Below are 20,075 nucleotides of genomic sequence, written 5' to 3'. Positions count from 1 at the left end.
AGCCCCGGGGTCACAGCCCCGGGGCTCTTCGCGTCACATCTGTTCGTTCGAATCCTGCTGCGCTGCGCCGTTGCAGTACCTCGCCGGTCCCTCGGTCTCGCGTCAGCGAGCCCGACAGCTCAGGTGCAGGTGCTGCTGCGCTGCGCCGTGCAGCGATGACCAGCGCGGCCGATTACGTACAAGCAGACACCGACTGACCAACCCTCGCCAGTTGAGGAGAGCCCACCACCTCTGAGAACCAATCATCTGGTGCGCGGCAACCCTGATGGCGTGGCCGCGGCCCCTGGGTTGGCTTCGAGCCTTGCCGGCGGCTGCTTGGTGCCGCCGCTGGTCGTCGGCGACAGCCTTCCGGCTTCGGTGAGCGATTGTCTTGCGGCGACGCCCGAGGCGGTCGGCGGCAACAAGCTGAACCTGCGGATCGTCGCAGTCGGCGGCACCGCTGCGGTCAGCGAGGCCACGACGACCCGCGAGAGCAAGAACGCGTCGCGAGAAGCCAGATGGCGCAGCGGACCTGCCGCCCTCCGAGTCATGACGAGGCCCCAACCACTGGCTCGGCCAACATGGCCTGCGCACCCTCTCCCAATAGATTGGGCACTTTGTGATGCGGTGAAGCGGAATGGCCCGTGTGTTGCAGGACGCAACGTCGCAGGAGGTGCAGGGTGCGTTTGAAGTCGTTTCAGGTGAAGAGGTTCCGGAACGTTGTCGACTCAGGTGTCATCTTGGTCGAGGACCAGGTGACGTGTCTTGTCGGCAAGAACGAGGCCGGCAAGTCGGCTCTGCTTGAAGCGCTCTACCTCTTCAATCCTGCTTACGACGATTCGTTCAGCGTCGAAGATCAGTATCCGAGGTGGCTCACCGTTCAAGACCGACGACAGGGCGACCTCAACGATGCAACTCCAATAGACATCACGTTCGAACTTGAGGATCACGAGGTGAACGAAGTCGCCGGCATCCTCGGAGGGGAAGTCCTGACCAGTCGCGAGGTCACGGTGGCGAGGCACTACGGCGGTGAGAGGACTTGGGACTTGGCGTTCTCGGAGACATCTGCGGTTCGGCATCTGTCGAGCGAGTTCGCGTCGCCGGTGGCGAGAGCGCTCTCGGACGTGGGTACGCTGGACGGCCTCAGGGATGCCCTTGCCGCACTTGTCCCGGATAGCGAGGAATCTGAGCCGAGTGCCGTTCAAGATGACGATGAGCACGAACCTGGTGCAGAGCACGATGGCAGGGAGTCCGGTCTCCGCAGCGAGGACATCGGCGAGGCAAGAGCCGTCCTCGCGAATGAGGGTCTTGAGAGCAGCAGCATCAAAGAACGGCTGGTGAGCGCCCTCGAGCCGCATCTGCCGAAGTTCTTCCGCTTCACGGAGTACTCGACCCTTCCCGGTCGAATCGACTTCGCCGAACTCGCCGGGGACGACGCAGACGGCCCCGCGCGAAGTGGTCTTCAGGCCGCACGAGCGCTGCTCGAACTGTCAGGGACCGAACTCGACCAGCTTCAGAACGATGACTACGAGCTACGGCGCAATGAGCTCGAAGCGGTGCAGATCGACCTGACCAACCAGGTCTTCGAGTATTGGAAGCAGAATCCCGACCTTCGAGTCGTGATCGACGTTGACAAGGAAACCGTCCAACGACAGAACGGCACAACTGCCGTCGCGCGATTCCTTGACATTCGGCTCTCCGACAATCGAACCGGGTACTCCAACAACTTTTCCCAACGATCATCCGGATTCCAGTGGTTCTTCTCCTTCCTGGCGGCGTTCAGTGAGTTCGAACGGCAGGATCAGCCGGTCGTGCTGCTCGACGAGCCGGCGCTTACTCTTCACGGCCGAGCCCAAGCGGACTTCCTGCGGTTCATCAATGAGCGGTTGGCGCCCGAGTCGCCAGTGCTGTACACCACCCACTCTCCCTTCATGGTTGAGGCGGGTCGACTGGAGCGGGTGAGGATCGTCGAGGACTTGGGCCCGCCTTCGGGCGCGATCGCGACCACGGACGTGATGGGAGCCCACGCCGACAGCTTGTTCCCCCTTCAAGCGGCGCTCGGCTACGACATCGCCCAGAACCTGTTCGTCGGGCCGGACAACCTCTTGGTCGAGGGGACGTCCGACTTCATCTATCTCACGATCATGAGCCAGTTGTGTGGAGCGACAGGTCGATCGCAGCTTGATGCACGCTGGAGAGTCCTGCCAGCCGGTGGATCGACCAACATTCCGACCTTCGTCAGTCTGATCGGCCCTCACCTAGGAGACTGCTGATTTATTCGGTTTCGGCACCTACGGCAAGTCTCTGACCTGCGGTTTTGCTCGGGCCAAAGGGGTGATCCGGGAATTGCTCAGCAGTCTCCTAGTGTCCCGAGTGGGGAGTTAGTCGCGTTTTGGTTTGGGGTGCGCCATCATGGGGTCTTCGGCGATGATCGGAGTCTGTGATGGGTGCTCGACGGGGACGGCCGGCTGTGGAGGTGGTGCTCGACAGCGAGGAACGGGAGACCTTGGAGCGGTGGGCGCGGCGGCCCAAGTCGTCGCAGGCTTTGGCGCTGCGGTGCCGGATCGTGCTGGGCGCCGCGGACGGTCGGACGAACAATGACATCGCCGCGGAGGCGCGCTGTCATCCCGCGACGGTGTCGAAGTGGCGGAAGCGGTTCGCCGAGCGGCGCCTCGACGGGCTCGCCGACGACCCGCGGCCGGGCCCGCCGCGCAAGATCACCGACGCGGTGATCGAGGATGTGCTGGTGCGCACTTTGGAGACCGTCCCGGCGGACGCGACGCATTGGTCGACGCGGTCGATGGCCAAAGCAGCAGGCGTGTCGCAGACCGCGGTGAGCCAGATATGGCGGGCGTTCGGGCTCAAGCCGCATCTCGTCGACGAGTACAAGGTGTCCCCCGACCCGCAGTTCGTCGACAAGGTCCGCGACGTGGTGGGCCTGTACCTGAACCCCCCAGAGGCAGCGGTGGTGCTGTGCGTGGACGAAAAGACCGGCATCGGGGCCCTCGACCGCACCGCGCCGATCCTTCCCCTGATGCCCGGCACCCCCCAGCGGCGCACCCACGACTACCGCCGCCACGGCACCACCGACCTGTTCGCCGCCCTCGACACCGCCTCGGGAAAAGTCATCGCCTCGATGACCGCCCGCCACCGAAGCGAGGAGTTCCGCAAGTTCTTGAACCAGATCGACAACGAGATCCCCGACAGCCTCGACGTGCACATCGTGCTCGACAACGTCTCCACCCACAAGACACCCGCGATCAAGCGCTGGCTGGGGCGCCACCCCCGCTTCCACCTGCACTTCACACCCACCTACAGCTCATGGATGAACCTCGTCGAGCGATGGTTCTCCGAACCCGCCACCAAATGGCTCAAACGCGGCACCCACCGCAGCGTCGCCGAGCTCAAGGACTCCATCAACGCCTGGATCCAAAACTGGAACGACGACCCCCGGCCATTCACCTGGCACAAGACCGCCGACGAGATCTTCGACACCATGGCCGCATATATACAACAAATTCCCCACTCAGGACACTAGACGTCACCGTTCTCGTTGATGCCAACGCGCGAGGCATGCAGCGAGTCGCCGGCATGGTCGAACGAGGCCTCCTCAGCTCCAACCGGTTGATCCCGACGAGCATCGCGGCACTCTCCAGCAACGCCGACATTGAGGATCTATTCGACGAAGACGACTACCTGAATCTCTACAACAAGACCTTCGCGGCATCGCTGACAAAGAGCGACCTTCCACCCGGTGACCGCATCGTCAAGCGACTCGAGAACCAGCAGGGAGAGTTCGTGCACGGCGAGGTCGCCGAGACACTGCTCCGGGGCTACTCCGACATCACAATGACTGACGCAACGCTGGATCGATTCGCAGAGCTAATCGACGTGCTCAATCAGACACTGGGCACGTAGGCCCGCTGCCAAGCAGTAGCCGCGGGTCAACGTGCAGGAATGTCTCGGCGGCGGCGATGAACGCGGGTCGCACCCAGTTCGCGATCGAGGCCGACTTCAACCGGTACATCTCGGCAGTCGACACGACCGCGCACAATGCGCTGCTGAGGGACCTGCTGGCCGCAGCGGCGGCACGGGCGAAGGCGGGCAACACCGACGCCGCCATCGGCGCCGACGCCCAGCGAGACACGGGTACCGAAGCGGGAGGCGGCCTGTCCATGGCCTCCACCGAACAGACAGCTGTGACCGGTCCGACGAAGAAGGTGCGCTATGAGGGCGAGACCGCTGTGGTGGGCCTGCTGCCCATGGCACGCGACCTCGCCGCCGCCGCCGCCGCCGCCGCCGGCCACGGCGGCCAGGACGCCGACACCGAAGCGAACCCACCGGTCCCGACGATCAACCCGTCTCAGGAGGTCGCTCTGGGCTACGCGGCCGACGCCGCCCCGACATCGGGCACCCATGACCCGGTAGAAGAGGACAAGAACGCCAAGAGCGAGAACCGCATCTCGGTGAGCAGCAACGTTAAGGCCCGCAACTAGCGAACCTGCTGCACACCCGGCCCGAACCGAACAGGCAGCCCTGCTGCCCAACGGCGAAGGCCGACAACGAAGGAGCCCCGGGGCGGGTGCCCCGGGGCTCCCTCGCGTCACATGTGTCCGTCCGGTTCTTGCAATGCTGGCCCGTTTCGGTAACTCGCCGATCCCTCGGTCTTGCGTCAGCGGATCCGGCAGCTCAGGTGCAGGTGCCGCTGCGCTGTGCAGGAATGATCAGCGCGGCCGATTACGGACAAGCCGATGCCGACTGGCCGGCTCTCCACGGTTGGGGGGAAGCCCACACCGGAAGCCCACACCGCAGACGGCCCGAGCCTGTCAGTGATCGAGCAGATCGCCCCCGTCTCGAACCGTAGCAACGCTCATGGTCGACCACCATCCTCACCGCCCGCTCACCCAGCGGCATACCTCCCATTGCTCGCTGCAGCTCTATCCCTCCCAACAATCAGAGCCTCCTTCAAACAGTGCAGATGTGTGCGGGGCGCGGGCCGTTGACATAGCCTGCGATCGTGCTCTGCTGGATGTCCGAATGATCAGTCACGAAGTGGCCGGCACGGGAGAGGGCGAGGTTCAAAGCCTGCTCGCTGCACTTCGCCGTGCGGGCGCCGCTGGCACCCGGTTGCGCTTGGACCTCACCGGATTCGACTTGGGCAACGCGTCCCGACGTCGGCTCAGTCCGGCGTGGCTAGCGGTGGTCAGCAATCTTCTCGTGGGGCGCTTCAGTGACCTTCCGATCCGGGTGGCGTTACCGGAGGCACCCAGTGCCCGGATGCAGCTTCTACGCGGAGCGTTCTATTTTGCACTCGCGCAACGTCGGGGACCAGTTGAATTCGCATCACACGACGATGCCTCCGCGAAGGCCGTCAGCTCCAGCGAGGGCATCTGGGCTCCTCGACGGGGACCCGTTCCAGTCCTGCTCGAGGAGGCCGCAGGGACGCGGCTCGCCGAACGTGTGTATCTATACGCCAACACGCACTCAAGGGCCGAATCTGGGTACTTCCGTCGCTACGAGGGCTCCGCCGCCTTCCCATTTCTCGGCAAGGCGGTCCCGCGGCCTCAGGGCCGGAAGGGCGATGCGCTCCGCTCGGAGTTCCTGTCAACCACCTGCGAAACTCTCGCGGAGGTGCTGGACAACATCTCCACACACGCATTCAACCTGCGTGACCCTGAATTCAGATCGGATTGGCTCGGACCCGCGATAGTCGACCGATCGCGTTCTTGCCTGCTTGTGAGTCTGACGACCGGCGGCACGGATAGCTGTGATCGGCTTCATTTCCTGGCGTTTGACAACGGCTTTGGAATCCCGCGAACCATGCGCTGGCAACACCCGGACTCTTTGAACCGAGTCGAGGCTGCGGACATCGTGGAATGCGTCTTGCGAAGTCGACTGACTGACCGGGCGGTCGACGGCCACAATGGTGCCGGACTCTGGTGCCTCTACAACCTCGCTCGATTCGCCGGCGGAGCCATCACCGTCACGTCTGAGGATGACCTCAGTGACGGTCGAGCTGCGGCTCAGCTTGCGGTACGTGTGCCTGCAGTTGGCTCTGCTGAATCGGCTCCGCATGTCCAGAAGCGTTCGGTTCCGGTGCCGTGGCGCGGCACGACGATCCAACTTCAAGTCCGCGTCCCTCGCTTGGACGGCCTCGCTCAAGATCAGATCATCGAAGCCAGAGACAACCTGCATCGATACCGGGCCGCTTGGCCCCAAATGGCATAAGCCCGACACGCAGTCAGATGGTGGGCGGCTCGGACACCAGCAGCTATGTGCGTGTTGACACTTATCGCGGCGTTCCGCTTGTCGAAACGGTCGACATTTCCGGCGGCCTCATGTTCATCGATGTCGCAGGCAGTCACGCGGGCGACTGGCACGGTGCCGTGGCGGCGCAATTGCGCTCTGTGGATGAATTTGTGCTGGCGGCATGCCGGTGTGTCCTGATTCGGTCCCCTGAACCCCTCGATTCGGGCGTCGATCAGGGCACCGGGGTCATCCAGGCGGTTATCAACCAACGCGGCGGATCCGCTCCGCCGGTAGGAGCGTGCTGGTTCGACTTCGGTGATAAGTCGGGGCCTCAGATGTGGTGGTCGGAGACGGACCCGTCAAGGAACGACGGCCAGATGCTCGCTTCGGCCCGTTCCGTGGAGCTCGCGGCCTTGGTACAAGCCGGCAGGGCTCACTGGCGACCGACGACGTTCCACTATGAGCTGCCCTCTGATGAGCACCGCAGTGACTTCATTCGAGTGGGCGATGTGTTTCGATCGCCGCGCGATGCAGCGGCATTGGCCACGTGGCTGTACCCATATGCCAGAGCAGACCAGACAATCCTGCTCGACTCAAGCACGATCCTGCCGATTGTGCTGGCACTGCAGACAGCAGCAGCGTCCCACGAGGTGAAGCTGGGTCATGTTGCCGTTCGCGACGCCTACCCGCATTCCTTGTTGGCCGATGAAGAACTTATCGAGCTGACCGTAGGGGCTGGTGGAGCGCTGGTGCTGATCTCGGTGTCGTCGACGGGGCACACCGAACACGCACTGGCTGCATGTCTGAAGACCAAGATCGGCTCCGGGTGGGCGCTGCAGACCCTGGTGGATCGAGCTCGGCCGGCATCGACGCAGTGGCCCGCTGCGAATGGCGGGCTGCAGGACCCGTGGCTTCACATCCCCGGGGGAAACTCGTTCACTCAAGACGACTGCGAATTGTGCGACAGCGCCGACGCGGCCCCCTGTGTTCGTATTGACTCCGCAAGCTTCACGAACACGTCGCTGCCGGAACCGCATGTAGTGGTGATGCCCGACCCGCCTGTAGGAGCTAGGAGCATCGCCAATCTGCTGGAAATGTATGACGACGTCGACGGCATGGGCATCGACTGCGATCCAGCAGAACGCACCAGGCTGAGACGAGATCCTGGCCGGTGGGGTGTTCGCTTCTACCCTCACCTTCTCCTCGCCCACGATCGGTTCGTCGAGGCGCTTGAAGAGCAGATGGGCCACCGCTCGGATAACCCGAACGACGGCCGGTCCGACCTCGACAAGCTGACAGGTGTTGATGCGATCGTGGCGTTGGACGAGGACGCCGATAGCACCGGGTTCGATCGGTTCGTCGAGTGGGCGAGCCGCCGTTTTGCCGAAACGCCCGCGCAGGTGTTCACGATCGCATCGAAACCGGCCGACGGCGAGCGTGACCGGCTGGCCCGTCAGCTGCGAGGCAAGCGGCACATCTTGGTGCTGACAGTGGGAACCGTCACTGGCGGAACGCTGCGCGAGATTCTGATCCGCGTACACCGCGCCCTCAGTGGGCAGCCTCCGAACAGCTACATAATCTCAGGACTGGTCGTACATGCCCGGCCGCCGTCGTTTCGCGAATGGCAGTCGACTCGCAGCTCGTACAGCCAACGTCTCGTCGCAGTGTGGATGACCTACTTGCCGTCCCGTGATCATCCGCTATCCGTGGAGCAGCGTCTCTTTCGGCAAACGCTCGACGAGGACAGGCTCTCCGACCAAGTACGGCAGTATGCCCAAGACCGACGGGACTGGGTGCTGTCCAGTCCGCATAGCGACTGGCTCAAGCGTCGCCAGACGTGGCAGCACCAGTCGGGTGCGCCCAATCCTGCGGCTGTGCTGCTGTGCGGGTCACCTGAGCGGTCAGACGATCAACTCCCTCGGCTGCTTCCGAATTCGCTATTCGGAGACAGGATGTCAATGGTCGGAACACTCGTCGGTGTCGGTGCGGCGTTGCACCGCCGACGCTTGGAACGCGAGTCTCAAGGGGGTCCGCCGGGGCTGCGCTTTGACCTCTCGCGGATTCCGGCGGTGTACTTCGAGGTGCCGATCCTGAGTGCGGTCTTGCGCTGGATCAGGCCATTCGAGGCTTTCTGGGAATACCGGGGTTTGTCCGTGCGGGACGTTTTGCGGGACCTGTGGGCAAAGACCGATTTCGAAGAACCGGGCAGTCGCGAAACGCTGCTAGCCGAACTGGCTCTCGCTGCAGCAGCGGGCAAAATTCCCAAGCGGGCCAAGGACACGATCGAAGAATTCTTCGAGCAGGTCGCCGACGATGATGGCGCACTTGACGCGGTCCCGCTCGATGTTGCCAAGCAACTCTTGGAAGCCGCCTGGGGACCTCTGAAAGATCGCGACGACCACGAGTCCGTTTGCGATCACACATGAGCCCATCAGCACTCGGAGAGGACGCAGCGCCGAGCGGGGGACCGGACCGCAGCCCTCTGGCTGGGAGCCCCGGCGACATCAACAGTGACACTCGGCAGGTCTGTGTCGCCGGTGATGAGCAGATGGACTTCAGCTCTGTGCCCCTCAGGCTTCGCGGCCTCCAGCATCATCTCGACAGCGAGATTCACATCGGTTTGCTTCTCGGTTTGGAACCCGACGCGGGCGCCGCAGCGAGCGCACTCGCGTGTTTTCTCCTCGTATGTTCCGCGTCGGATCTCGACACGGGAGCAGTGCTGCTGCAGCGCTTGGAGGTAGATGTCCTGGCGACGGGCAGCCCCTTTGTCCGCGACCGGGCTCGTGCAGTACACGACGCGGGTGACGTCCAAGGACACCCCGAGCGGCCCGCCGGCATCCGCGGCCAGCGAGCCGGCCATGCCGTCGACGTCGAGCCGGCGGTACTTCAGCAGCGCTGCGTCGCGCAGCCCGTGGTACAGGTTCAAGCCGTCGACGAACGCCGCTGCTCGTGCGGCCATGCTCACCTGCCTCCGGGGATGCCGGACCGAATGCCGCGGGCCGTTCAGCACAGGCCCGCTGTATGATGTCAGCCAGAGCTGTCCTGCGCGGGTGACCGCCAGGAGCGAGAGATGCCCCCCTTTTAAACGGGGGGCATCTCTGCATCCCGCAGGCGCAGTGTGGGCCTGTCGGACGCTCCCTTGTCAAGCGGCGAGCGCGAGAGGGCTGGTTTCGGGTCTGTTCGTCGCGCCACGTTCGGCGGATGACGCGGTTGGCGAGTTGGCGTTTGTGGGCTCGTCTGGCTTCGCGTCGGGTCTTGGGTTCGCCGGCTTTTCTGGCGAGCCAGGCGACCGCCTCGGGCTGGGTGTGCTGGGGGGTGACCGACGCGATGTGCAGCACTGAGTTGATGCGCCGGTTGCCTGTGAAGTCGAGCCGGTGCTTGCCCGGGTCGCCGCTGCCCTCGCCCGATGAGAGCGCGAAGGCGCCGGCGGCGGCACCAGCGGGCGAACTCGGGTCTCGCGTCCGAACCGGGTCGGGTCTCCGACCTCGCACAGCAGGGCTGTGTTTCAGCGGCAGCGTGGAGCCTGACGTGCCGCGGCTTCGGGACGTCATCAACGTCAACGGCGTGCCGGTGGTGGTGCTGGACGCGGAGACGGGCTCGACTGGGGGTACGTGCGACAAGTCCAAGATCGATGCGGCGCTCGGCGGGCGTCTGGGTGCGGGCGATGTGATCTCGGTGGTCGCGTCGGACGCCGAGTTCGGCGCCGGCGCCGGTCAGCGCGCTGTCGCGTCTGCGTCGGCGACGGTGACGGCCACAGCGGCGGACCGCACGCGGCCGGCGGTGTCGGTCGTGGGCATCGCGGGCACGGCTGTGGCCAACGCCGATCAGGAGTTCAACGTCGGCTTCTGCGACGACGACGGCGCCATTGCGGGCACTGCTGTGCTGGCCCCCGCTGAGGTCCGGGTGGTGGCCGGGTCCGGCGGGGCTGCGGTGCCGTCGCCGACGGTGGACCGCGACGCGGGCGAGGCCGCGGCGACTGTCGGTCTGGGTCGTGCGCTGGTGCCCGGCGATCGGCTGATCATCTCGCCGGGCGCTGTCGCTGTCGCTGACGGGAACGTGTCCGCTGGGACGTCGGGTTCGGCGTTGCGGGCGCAGGCGAGCCCGGTTGTGCGCACGGTGCTGATGAGCGATCTGAAGCACTGCGCGCATGCCGGCTGGACGGTTCGGTCCACAGTCGTGGGCCGCGCTGCGGCCGATCATGCGGTCTCGATCAACGAGAAGGGCTCCGGCGATGCCGCGGGGGCTGCGGGCAACGGCTGGACGATGGTGTTCGACCGGGCCAGCACCTACGACGCTGCGAAGCCGCCCGACATCGACGTGCGCGTCGGCACCAGAGGCCAGCGGGTCACGGTGCGGTTCAACAGCGGCCCCGCGACTGCCGCTTTGGGCGATCTGGTGGCTGCGTTGAAAGCCGGCGCCGAGTTCGACGCACGGTTCTGCGCGGGCTTCGCGAACTGCGAGACCGGCAGGGCCACCACGCCGCTGGGCCTGCTCGCGGCCCGCAACGCGTCGGTCGCGGCTGACGGCGCTGGCCGCACCCAGTTCGCGATCGAGGCGGGCTTGGACGCGTTCGCCGGCGAGCTCCGCAACACCAACCTGTTGACCGACGTGCTGGCCGCCACCGCGGTGCGCACCCGGGCGTCGGCGTCTGAGACGCCCGCTGCGGGGTTCACACGGCTCAACACGGCTGCCGCGGGCGGTTCGGGCACTGCCCCGGGCGGCGCTATGACCATCGTCGATGACCTGTCAGCCCAAAGCCCGTCGTTGACTGAGACGGTGACCGCTTCGACGCCGCCGACGCAGTCGGTGCGCTATGAGTTCGAGACCGCTCTGGTGCGGTTCGTGCCCAAAGCACGCGATCTCACTGAGACCACAGCAGGCCACGCCGGCGAATCAGACGCCATCGTCGGCCCCCGGCGTTCGCGGCGATCACCGCCGACGCAGGCGTCGCGACCGACTACGCCGCTGACGCCCCCGCACCGGGCACCACCGACGTGGTCGGCACAGCGCAGGACCGAGTCGATGAGAACCTCAACGGCGCGAGCCAGCGACGCATCACCATGACCAGCAGCGTCAAGACCCCCTGAGGGGCTGACCGAACAAGCGGCCTGAACCGGACAGGCGGCACCGCCGCCCGAACGGCAACAGGCCGACAACCGAGAGAGCCCCGGGGCACCCGCCCCGGGGCTCTCTCGCGTCACGTCTGTTCGATTGGTTCATGCTGCGCTGCGCCGTTTCAGTACCTCGCCGGTCCCTCGGTCTCGCGTCAGGGGGTCCGGCAGCTCAGGTGCAGGTGCCGCAGCGCTGCGCCGTGCAGGGTCGACCAGCGCGGCCGTTTACGGACAAGCCGATACCGACTCTCCGCGGCTTGGGGGAAGCCCACCACCCTCAAGACCCGCACTTGACCCCCATATAGGAACGTCAGGGGCGGAGTTCCTGCTCGCGCTGTGGGCTGGAGACTGAATCGGCCTCGACGATGAGTGACGTGCCCGGAGGCCGCGAGTGGCTTCGGCAGGCTGTCCCCAGCACGCCGCGTTCGCCTTGGAGATCCGCGTCGATGGCGACACCGCCGGGCCGGTTCGCGGCCTCCGAGCAGCGCGTCCCGCCCGACGTGTCATCCGCCGGACGCGGCGCGACGAACACGCCCGACAAGACGCTGATGCACTTGCCGCCCGACAAGGGAGCGTCCGACAGGCTCTGACGCCGCTGTGTCGGCATTCGCTAACCCGAAGACCTGCCGGTTGTCGCGGCATGACCTCTCTATGTTGGCGGGGTGCCAAGGTGGTCGCTTCGTCGTCGACGTTCTCCCGCGGGTGAGCTGCCGCGGGGCATCGTGAGTCTGACCCCGGGCGCTGAGGATCTCATCTTGGGAAGGTTTGCAGAACAACAGCAGTTGCTGAGCCGCTACGCCGCTGCCCATAGCTGCGTAGAGGACTGCATGGAGGCGATTGCTGATCGGGCGCGACCATTCGATCCGTTTCATGTGCTGACCGTCGTGCGCATCTTGGAACTGGCGCATGACCCCAACACATTCCGAGAGTCGACCCACGAAGGGTCGGTGGCCTCGGTCGAGCTGATCTCACTGATAGTCGCTGCCTCAGTCGGCTCTGGCGCGACTCTCCCCGACAAAGCGATGCCGCTGCTGGCGGCAGCCGTTGAGATCGTGAATCTTGCGTCGTTCCTGTTCAGGCTGGAAGCAGCGCGGAATTTCATTGCCATGACTGTTGCCGATTCGCCTCTTGGCATGGTGGCCTCGGGTGCGCGAGGCAAGGAAATCCACTTCCGAAATCCCACCCATGACCACATTGCGAGGGAGATGCTCGCCGGTTTGTTCGGATCGGCTGAGGTCGAGCAGGTGTGTCTCGACAAGCTCGGGTTCACGGTGCGGGACGCTTGCGATGTGTTCGATGCGATCGAACGCATCGGAGAGCGCGCTTTCGCGTTGTACGTGGTCGGGCGCGCTGAGATGGAACAGAACCGGCCGACGTCCTCGGTTCGGATAGGCAGGCGGCTGCGACGACTCACCAGCAAGGCAACTGCCGGGGACGAGGACGCGCAGAACCAGCATTTCGCGGCGCTCATAGCTGCGGTTGCCGACGCAGCGGCGTTCGACGTGGTCGAGTTGGCCAATGAAGCCGATTTGGGAATCGACACGGTCCGAGCCGTCGTGGACTGCTTCGCGTACAGCGACTCAAGTGGTGATCCCAACGAGGCCGCGCAGCGGTTCTTCGAGTCGCAGTCCCCGATGCGAACGCGACCGGTGCTATCGAACGGCGAAGGTAGAGTGCTGCTCCCGCACGGTGTGAACGGCATTCACTGCATACGCGAAAGGATCGAGACCGCTCTCAAACCCGCCGCGAATTCGGGTGTTGACTCCGAACGTTGGCACACATATTCGGATCATCGGGCGGAGTACTTGGAACGGCGATCCGTCGAGCTCTTGGCCAGGCTGCTCTCGGCTACCGACGTCCACAGAAACATCCGGTACTTCGTGCCTGCCGAGAACACCGACGAGACCGCTGCCGGCCCGAGGAGCTACACCCTCTTCGGCGAAGCCGATGCACTGCTGCTCGTCGACGACATTGCGATGGTCGTCGAGGCCAAGGCAGGTTCGTTGCGCCCCGATGCCCGCAGCGGCGATCCGACGCTCCTGAGACAGGACCTGACACGGCTCATCACCCACGCCGCCAAGCAAGCGAAGCGGCTGAGGCAACGCATCTCCGTTGATGGCGGGCTTCGACGTCGAGACGACACATGGCTCGATCTGAGCTATGTACGCGAAGTGCACCTCGTCGCCGTGACACTTGAGGACACCTCGGGGATCGTCACAGCTACCAGCGACTTGATCGACTATGGGCTGTTGAGCAACGATGCCGTGCCGTGGACAGTCTCGCTGCAAGACCTGCGTGTCATAAGCGAAATCGTCCAACGACCGTCTGAGTTCGTGCTGTATCTGCGCCGTCGCACCGAACCCGATACGACGAGGTTTAACTATTCGATGGACGAACTCGACCTTTTCATGGAGTTCCTGACCACCGGGCTGTATGTCGAACCGGACCCTGAACGGCGAGCCGCGGAGCTTCCCTTGTTCGCTGAAGCCGACGAGTCAGCCCGTGAGCGCTATGCACGACAAGCGCCTCGGTTCCTGTTCAGCCGAACCGACGACCTTGATGCGTGGTTCTTGTCCGAGTACGGACGCAGAGAGGCTCCCGCAGAGAAGCCTGCGCTTCCTATCGACCCGGGCGTCGCTCAAGTCGTCGATCACATGGCGTCGCACAGATTGCCTGGCTGGCTCAGCATCGGTGCCACGCTGCTCAGCTACTCGACGCAGCAGCAAGAGCAGTTCACGGAAATGATCGCTGACCTGCGCCGGATGACGCTCGATGACGGAGAAAACCACACCTTCACAGTCGTAGGCGGTGACCACCGCGACCGAAGTCATGTGCTTGTCTTCGCGTTAATTGCGAGTCCTGTGCTCTCGGCCGACGACGTAGAGGGACTGACGGCTTATGTGATGCTCAAGAAGCACCAGCTCCAAGTTGCCATTGGCGCTGTCATCGCATTCGGTCCAGATGGCGAGTTTGAGCCGATCGCCGGAAGCTACGACAGCTCACCACCACGCCCAGACCCTGAATTGGACGCACTTGTTGAGGAGGCCGGTCTCCGGCCCCTGGAACAGATGCATCTCACGAACTCGCTTAGCCCTGATTATTCACGAGTCGGGTTGACTGGCTTGTAGGGGTCCGCGGAAAAGCCCCTCTGACCTGCGACGATGCATGCGTTCAAAGTACGCATCGGCGAGTTCAGGGGGGCATCTCCGAGGTGAAAGCTACCAGTGTCACAAACGCGCGGTTGACAGGCGGCGGGGACCGGGTCGTGTGGGGCGCGGGCCTGTTCGCTCTGGGGCGGTTCGCGGACCGTGTCGGGCTGACCGAAGCGTTGTCGGCGGCGGTGCCTGCCCGCGGGGAGCGCGCCCCGGTTCATGACCGTGGCGCGGTGTTGGTCCATGCGTTGTTGGTGCTGGCCGGCGGCGGTGAGGCGTGCACCGACATCGAGTATCTGCGTGCTCAGCGTGAGCTGTTCGGCGAGGTGGCGTCGGACTCGACGCTGTATCGCACGCTCACCGGTCTGGGCCCCGGCGGCGCCGCGGCGCTGATGGGCGCGGCAGCGGCGGTGCGGCCCCAGTTGTGGGCCGACCGTGATCGCGGTCGCCCGCTGATCCTCGACGTCGACTCGACGCTGGTGGAGATCCACTCGGAAAACAAGGAGGGCGCAGCGCCGCATTTCAAGGGCGGCTACGGGTTCCACCCGATGATCTGCTCGGTCGCGGACGGGGAGCCGCTGTGGGTCAAGCTGCGTCCCGGCAACGCCGCAGCGAACGACATCGCCGATCATCTCGAAGTGATCGACGCCGCTGTGGGGACGCTGCCCGAGCCCGACGCGGCCGGGCACCGCGACGGCGACGACAAGAGCCTTGCGGATCGTCGGTTGGTGGTGCGCATCGACGCTGCGGGATGCTCGGCGACCCTCGCCGCGAAGCTGCGTGACCGCAACATCGGCTTCGCTGTGTCAGCACGGTCGAATCGGGGCATCGCAGCAGCCATCCGCGGCGCTTTGGGCGACCCGGATCGCTGGCACAACGTCCCCAAGCGGGCACGCCGGCACCTGCGGCGCGGCTCTCAGGTCGCGGACCTCACCGACCTCGTCGACCTGACGGGCTGGCCCGAGGGGACCCGGCTGACAGTGCGCCGCGAGCCATTGCATCCAGGCGCGCAGCGCAGCCTGTTCCCCAGCGACAACTTCCGATACTGGGGATTCCTCACCGACCAGACCGGCGACGCCGCCCATCTCGACAAGCTGATGCGCTCACACGCCGACGTCGAGAACGCCGTGTGTCGCCTCAACCACAGCGGCCTCGCGCGCATGCCGTTCACCGACTGGCACGCGAACAGCGCATGGGCCGCCCTGGCCATGACCGGCCTCGCGCTCGTGGGCTGGTTCCAGACCTGCTGCCTCACCGCAGCGCTGCGACGAGCAGCCCCCAAACGGCTCCGCTGGCAACTGTGGCACCTCCCAGCGCTCGTGTGCCACACCGCCCGACGCGTCCTATTGCGGCTGCCCCAACAGCACCCCGGCGCCAAAGCGCTGCTCGCCATCGCACACCCCCGCTGGCCCCCACAGCGCAGCGCCCGCACCCCGCGGGCCGGCCCCGCCGCGTCCGCACCCACGCCCCGCAGCATCCCGCGCCCAAACCGGGGCCAAAAGCTGCCCCGCAGAACCCGAGTTCGCACCCCAACAACCCCGAAACGACAAAACAGGCCAACCCTCACGCCCAAAAGACGACTCGCGGCATTCTCATGAATAATCAGGGTTAGCCATGATTGTTCGCGAGTCGGGCGGTCTGGGCTGTTTGGGTCTGCGGAAAGGCCCTCTGACCTGCGACGATGCCTGCCGTTGAAGTACGCATCCGCAGTCTCAGGGGGCATCTCCGAGGTGAAAGCGAGCAGTGTCACAAGCGCCCACGCGGCAGGTGGCGGAGACCGTGTCGTGTGGGGTGAGAGGCGGTTCGCACTGGGCGGCTGCGCGGACCGGGTCAGGCTGACCGGGAGTGGTGCTGATCAACCGCTGTGTCAGCGGATGTGGCATCTGCGCTGACGACGTTGGGCGTGGACATCGTGGCCCGTGTGGAGGGCGATTCTGCTTCGGCGGTGTCGGTCGCGCTGGCTGGGCTCGCGAACGACGGCTGCGGCGACGACCTCGGTTTGGTGTCGGACGTCCGGGCGGCTTTGGTGCGCGGCAACCCGGACGGCATGGTCGCTGCTGCGGTGCTGGCGTCTACCTTGTCGAACGGCTATCTGGTGCCGCCGTTTGGTGGTGCGCGACGGCTTGCCGGGCGTGGTGCGCGACTGTGTGGCGGCGACGCCTCAGGACATCGGCGGAAACAGGCTGAACTTGGGCATTGTCGCTGTGGGCGGCACTGCTGCGGTCAGTGCGGCGACGATGGACGCGGCTGTCGCGGCGTCGTGGTCGGCGGATGCGCTGAGTGTGCGGATCGGTGCTTCGGCGGACACCGACGACGACGCGGTGGTCAACGCGGACGACCCGGTGCGGCCTGACACGGCCACCGAGATCGTCACGAATGACGGCAGCGAGGTAGGTTCGGTATTCGCGCTGTGTTTCAGCGGCAGTGTGGAGCCTGACGTGCCGCGGCTGCTGGACATCGTCGAGATCAGCGGCGTGCCGGCTGTGGTGCTGGCCGCGGAGACGAGCTCGACTGGGGGTGCGTGCGACAAGTCCAGGATCGATGTGACGCTGGGCCGGCATCTGCGTGCGGGCGATATGATATCGGTGGTCGCGTCGGACGCCGAGTTCGGCACCGGCACCGATCAGCGCACTGTCGCGCCTGCGTCGGCGACGGTGACGGCCACAGCAACGGACCGTACGCGGCCGACGATCTCGATCGTGGGCATCGCGGGCACGTCTGTGGCCAACGCCGACCAGGAGTTCCACGTCAGCTTGTGCGACGACAGCGGGGCCATTGCGGGCACTGCGGTGCTGACCGGGGCTGAGGTTCGGGTCGTGGCTGGGTCCGGCGGCGCGGGCCGCAGGGTTCACACGGCTCAACTCGGATGCTTTGGGCGGTTCGGGTACTGCTGCGGGCGGCGCTTTGACCATCGTCGATGACCTGTCGGCTGAGTCGCCGTCGTTGACTGAGACGGTGACGGCTTCGACGCCGCCGACGCAGTCGGTGCGCTATGAGTTCGAGACGGCTCTGGTGCGTTTCGTGCCCAAGGCACGCGACCTCACCGAGACCACAGCAGGCCGCGTCGGCGCTGACGCCATCGAGGGCCCCCCGGCGTTCGCGAGGATCATCGCGGACCCAGGCGTCGCGACCGGCTACGCCGCCGACGCCCCAGCACCGGGCACGACCGATGTGACCGCCGCCGCGCAGGACAGGGTCGATGAGAACCTCAACGGCTCGAGCCAGCGACGCATCGCCATGTCCAGCAGCGTCAAGACACCCTGACCAACTGAGGGCACACACCGCCCGAGCCGGACAGACGCCACCGCCGTGTGAACGGCAAGAGGCCGACAACCGAGGAGCCCCCGGGCAGCCGCCCCGGGGCTCCCTCGCGTGCTGCACAGCGGACTCGAACCATCAACCCGAAACGCTGAGGGTCGAGAGTTTGTGTGTCGGGCGTGGGCTGAGGGTCCTTGGCTGGGTGCTCTGCGGGGGGCCTGATAGTCGGGGTTAGCGCGGAGCGGGTGCGGGTAGCGTCGGCGTGTGGATCCTGAGGCGTTCATCGCGGGGTGCGGCAGCGCTGTCGAGGCTGGCCAGGCCAGCGTGCTGGCCGGTGCCGGCCTGTCAGCCGGTGCCGGCTATCGGAGCTGGGAGGGGCTGCTCGGTCCTGTTGCGGCAGAGTTCGGTGTTCCCGCGATGGACGATCTGCCGCTTCGTGCCCAGTACATCGAGAACCGGCCCGGAGGCCGCGGCCGCTTCCGCAGCGGTGTCGTGACGGCCGTCGGCGCTGTTGTCCCGGAACCGCTGTGGTGTTCTAACGGGCAGCCTGTAATACTGGGCCTATGAGCACAAGGCGTCAGATTCGGAAGATCGCTGTGATTCTGAGTCACCTTCCGGGCTTTGTAGCCAGCGTTGTCGCTTGGTCCATTGCGATGCCCTATCGAGTGCTGTCGCAGGACCACAGCGCAGCGCAGCCGTCCAGTCTGGAGCAGCAGATGCAGCGGGCGTTCCGCGATCTCGATCCATACATCGAGCGAGTCTCGGCAGCACCAGTCGCCAGCGGACAGAGCACGATCTGACCGGCCCGTATGGTTGACCCGGAGTTCATCCGCAGATACGAGAATCTGTCCCCGGAGCTGCTTGAGACTGTCCGCACCGTCAGCGACAACGAGACCAAGCAGGCGCTGGCGTTGCAGTGGACCGTTCGGGTCGTTGCGGTGGGGGCGTTGGCCTTGGCTGCGCTGATCGTTTGGTGGGCTTGGGCGGCTAGAGATACCCTGCAGAGCAGTCTCGCAATCGCGATCATCGCCTATTTCTTTGCGGGCAGCTTGCTCCAATCGCTCTGGGAGATGCTGCGAGAGAGACTCCGACGACCGAGCGGCGGGAATGAGACGTGAGCGCTGCGCCGACGCGCTCACGGCATTGCGGGGGCATGATGAACCGACCGCTGACGAGCGCAGAATTTCAGGCTGAGATCGAGAGTCGCTTCGCCGATCTCGACGCGGACCTGACGACGATGCTCAGACAGTTTGACGTGTCGGGCCGGAAGCTCAATCAGATTGAACAGAACCAGAGCACAATCGTTGGCAATCAGCGCGTGCTGGGCCAAGCGATCGAGAAACTGCGAGAAGATTCCGACTCGGAAGCGGGACTGGATCTTCTCGACGCTGAACGTGCAGCGGCTGACAGGCCCTGAGGTCGGTGCGATTCCCGAGCCCCTCGGGTGCCAGGACGTTCACGCTGATGCCGCCGTGCCCATAGCGATGAGCGATTCCTTCAGGCGAGTGCCCGGCGAGTTCGAAGCCGCGTGTCTCGAGTGCGGCTACGAACTCCTGCACTGCGCTGGAGGCGATGCGGGCGTTGACGGCTACGTCGAGGTCCGTCGAGACGCGCGAGGGCTGTGCATCGTGCTCTATGGCGTGCAGGAGGACCATCTGTCCGCCGATGAGTGTCCAATTTTTGGGCTGAACCTCGGCCAGTTCGATGAGTGCGAGCCGCAGCTGGTCATCGATGCCGGACAGGTCGGGAAGCGCTGCGGGCTCCCGGTCGATGATTTTGCGGTCGTTCACGTTCTGGCCAGCGGCTCGCGCTCGGGGCGCTGGGAGCGTTCGTCGTCTGAGTCCAGCAGGTCGACGGGGACAGGGTCCACGCGCTGGGGGGCCTCGAAGGGCCAGTCGTCGTCGCTGACAACGCGCAGACCGACATTGGGTCTGCCTGAGTCCGCATCAAGGCCAGCTCGGCGACCCGCGATTGCGGCACGTAAGCCTCGGATTGATCGCTCACCACCAAATCGACTTGGTGATCGTTCAGCGCGCTGACGCCGCCGGCCGCCACGTTGGGGTGCGAGAGCATCTCTGAGTGCACAGCCGGATACGCGTGGAAGCAGCAACCTAGGGCGCGGCTCGACAGGCGCCTTGCGAGCGGTTCGAGCCCGATCTGCAGCCGTTTCTTCGCCCGTGACCGGTCGACCGGTGAGCCTCGCGCAGCCTGCCCGTTTGCCAGGGCCAGCACGTTCCAGGCCGAAGAGGGGCTCCACGGGCGGCCGGCCTCGTACCGGGCGCACGCAAATCGTTGGACATCGGCACGGCCGAGCACCCATGATCGC

At 65.4% G+C, this 20,075-nt stretch carries 18 protein-coding genes; 15 read left to right on the top strand and 3 right to left on the bottom strand.

All coding sequences use genetic code 11. The annotated features are described in order from the left end of the window. Positions 1–242: 242 nt before the first annotated feature. The gene (locus ACOGJB_RS10295; RefSeq protein WP_419837057.1) at positions 243–530 is read right to left on the bottom strand and encodes a hypothetical protein; all 288 of its coding nucleotides are present in this window, start codon (positions 528–530) and stop codon (positions 243–245) included. A 93-nt stretch (positions 531–623) separates the two neighbouring features. On the opposite strand from ACOGJB_RS10295, the gene ACOGJB_RS10290 reads away from it, so the two are divergent. From ACOGJB_RS10290 to ACOGJB_RS10265, 6 genes are all read left to right on the top strand, one after another. Continuing rightward, positions 624–2,252, top strand: a complete 1,629-nt coding sequence (locus tag ACOGJB_RS10290; protein WP_419837056.1) for an AAA family ATPase — start codon at positions 624–626, stop codon at positions 2,250–2,252. Between the two features lie 170 nt (positions 2,253–2,422). Further along, a complete protein-coding gene (locus ACOGJB_RS10285) occupies positions 2,423–3,517 on the top strand; it encodes an IS630 family transposase (protein ID WP_419837055.1) in 1,095 nt (364 codons plus the stop codon). A gap of 53 nt (positions 3,518–3,570) precedes the next feature. After that, a complete protein-coding gene (locus ACOGJB_RS10280; RefSeq protein WP_419837054.1) occupies positions 3,571–3,897 on the top strand; it encodes a hypothetical protein in 327 nt (108 codons plus the stop codon). Between the two features lie 56 nt (positions 3,898–3,953). Beyond that, the gene (locus tag ACOGJB_RS10275; protein ID WP_419837053.1) at positions 3,954–4,475 is read left to right on the top strand and encodes a hypothetical protein; all 522 of its coding nucleotides are present in this window, start codon (positions 3,954–3,956) and stop codon (positions 4,473–4,475) included. Between the two features lie 541 nt (positions 4,476–5,016). Next, complete coding sequence (locus tag ACOGJB_RS10270; RefSeq protein ID WP_419837052.1) at positions 5,017–6,207, top strand: hypothetical protein; 1,191 nt, start codon at positions 5,017–5,019, stop codon at positions 6,205–6,207. Positions 6,208–6,224: 17 nt separating this feature from the next. Then, positions 6,225–8,654, top strand: a complete 2,430-nt coding sequence (locus ACOGJB_RS10265; RefSeq protein ID WP_419837051.1) for a hypothetical protein — start codon at positions 6,225–6,227, stop codon at positions 8,652–8,654. A 5-nt stretch (positions 8,655–8,659) separates the two neighbouring features. Here ACOGJB_RS10265 and ACOGJB_RS10260 read toward each other — a convergent pair whose 3' ends face one another. Beyond that, positions 8,660–9,187: a hypothetical protein gene (locus ACOGJB_RS10260; protein ID WP_419837050.1), complete on the bottom strand. Its 528-nt coding sequence runs from the start codon at positions 9,185–9,187 to the stop codon at positions 8,660–8,662. Positions 9,188–9,756: 569 nt separating this feature from the next. Here ACOGJB_RS10260 and ACOGJB_RS10255 point away from each other — a divergent pair. After that, positions 9,757–11,292 carry a hypothetical protein gene (locus ACOGJB_RS10255; protein WP_419837049.1) on the top strand — a complete coding sequence of 512 codons (1,536 nt, stop codon included), beginning with the start codon at positions 9,757–9,759 and terminating at the stop codon, positions 11,290–11,292. A gap of 357 nt (positions 11,293–11,649) precedes the next feature. Here the strand turns inward: ACOGJB_RS10255 and ACOGJB_RS10250 are convergent, their stop codons facing one another. Beyond that, a complete protein-coding gene (locus ACOGJB_RS10250; RefSeq protein ID WP_419837048.1) occupies positions 11,650–11,946 on the bottom strand; it encodes a hypothetical protein in 297 nt (98 codons plus the stop codon). A 115-nt stretch (positions 11,947–12,061) separates the two neighbouring features. On the opposite strand from ACOGJB_RS10250, the gene ACOGJB_RS10245 reads away from it, so the two are divergent. The 8 genes from ACOGJB_RS10245 (at position 12,062) to ACOGJB_RS10210 (ending at position 19,166) form a co-directional block, all read left to right on the top strand. Then, positions 12,062–14,467 carry a hypothetical protein gene (locus tag ACOGJB_RS10245; RefSeq protein ID WP_419837047.1) on the top strand — a complete coding sequence of 802 codons (2,406 nt, stop codon included), beginning with the start codon at positions 12,062–12,064 and terminating at the stop codon, positions 14,465–14,467. A 113-nt stretch (positions 14,468–14,580) separates the two neighbouring features. Beyond that, positions 14,581–16,089: an IS1380 family transposase gene (locus ACOGJB_RS10240; RefSeq protein WP_419837046.1), complete on the top strand. Its 1,509-nt coding sequence runs from the start codon at positions 14,581–14,583 to the stop codon at positions 16,087–16,089. Between the two features lie 513 nt (positions 16,090–16,602). After that, positions 16,603–17,412: a hypothetical protein gene (locus ACOGJB_RS10235; protein ID WP_419837045.1), complete on the top strand. Its 810-nt coding sequence runs from the start codon at positions 16,603–16,605 to the stop codon at positions 17,410–17,412. Continuing rightward, positions 17,396–17,755, top strand: a complete 360-nt coding sequence (locus ACOGJB_RS10230) for a hypothetical protein (RefSeq protein WP_419837044.1) — start codon at positions 17,396–17,398, stop codon at positions 17,753–17,755. Before ACOGJB_RS10235 ends, ACOGJB_RS10230 begins: the two co-directional genes overlap by 17 nt. A gap of 258 nt (positions 17,756–18,013) precedes the next feature. Further along, positions 18,014–18,316 (top strand): hypothetical protein, encoded by a 303-nt coding sequence (locus ACOGJB_RS10225; RefSeq protein ID WP_419837043.1) that lies wholly within the window; start codon positions 18,014–18,016, stop codon positions 18,314–18,316. Next, positions 18,313–18,549, top strand: coding sequence for a hypothetical protein (locus tag ACOGJB_RS10220; RefSeq protein ID WP_419837042.1), 237 nt, complete (start codon positions 18,313–18,315; stop codon positions 18,547–18,549). The genes ACOGJB_RS10225 and ACOGJB_RS10220 overlap by 4 nt, the downstream gene beginning before the upstream one ends. 9 nt (positions 18,550–18,558) lie before the next feature. Further along, entirely contained in the window at positions 18,559–18,867 is a 309-nt protein-coding gene (locus ACOGJB_RS10215; protein ID WP_419837041.1) for a hypothetical protein, read from the top strand. Beyond that, positions 18,864–19,166: a hypothetical protein gene (locus ACOGJB_RS10210; RefSeq protein ID WP_419837040.1), complete on the top strand. Its 303-nt coding sequence runs from the start codon at positions 18,864–18,866 to the stop codon at positions 19,164–19,166. Before ACOGJB_RS10215 ends, ACOGJB_RS10210 begins: the two co-directional genes overlap by 4 nt. The last annotated feature ends 909 nt before the right edge of the window (positions 19,167–20,075 follow it).

Origin of the sequence: Candidatus Poriferisodalis sp. (assembly GCF_965208895.1) — a bacterium.
In the GTDB taxonomy this organism is placed as follows: domain Bacteria; phylum Actinomycetota; class Acidimicrobiia; order Acidimicrobiales; family Poriferisodalaceae; genus Poriferisodalis.
The sequence above is the reverse complement of the archived record's forward strand: the minus strand, read 5'-3'. Positions and strand labels throughout refer to the sequence as shown.

Excerpts from the sequence above, each read along its gene's own strand:
- ACOGJB_RS10260 (WP_419837050.1), bottom strand. The coding sequence starts at position 9,187 with ATGGCCGCACGAGCAGCGGCGTTCGTCGACGGCTTGAACCTGTACCAC.
- ACOGJB_RS10215 (WP_419837041.1), top strand. The coding sequence starts at position 18,559 with ATGGTTGACCCGGAGTTCATCCGCAGATACGAGAATCTGTCCCCGGAG.
- ACOGJB_RS10275 (WP_419837053.1), top strand. The coding sequence starts at position 3,954 with ATGAACGCGGGTCGCACCCAGTTCGCGATCGAGGCCGACTTCAACCGG.
- ACOGJB_RS10285 (WP_419837055.1), top strand. The coding sequence starts at position 2,423 with ATGGGTGCTCGACGGGGACGGCCGGCTGTGGAGGTGGTGCTCGACAGC.
- ACOGJB_RS10280 (WP_419837054.1), top strand. The coding sequence starts at position 3,571 with ATGGTCGAACGAGGCCTCCTCAGCTCCAACCGGTTGATCCCGACGAGC.
- ACOGJB_RS10295 (WP_419837057.1), bottom strand. The coding sequence starts at position 530 with ATGACTCGGAGGGCGGCAGGTCCGCTGCGCCATCTGGCTTCTCGCGAC.
- ACOGJB_RS10270 (WP_419837052.1), top strand. The coding sequence starts at position 5,017 with ATGATCAGTCACGAAGTGGCCGGCACGGGAGAGGGCGAGGTTCAAAGC.
- ACOGJB_RS10265 (WP_419837051.1), top strand. The coding sequence starts at position 6,225 with ATGGTGGGCGGCTCGGACACCAGCAGCTATGTGCGTGTTGACACTTAT.
- ACOGJB_RS10250 (WP_419837048.1), bottom strand. The coding sequence starts at position 11,946 with ATGCCGACACAGCGGCGTCAGAGCCTGTCGGACGCTCCCTTGTCGGGC.
- ACOGJB_RS10220 (WP_419837042.1), top strand. The coding sequence starts at position 18,313 with ATGAGCACAAGGCGTCAGATTCGGAAGATCGCTGTGATTCTGAGTCAC.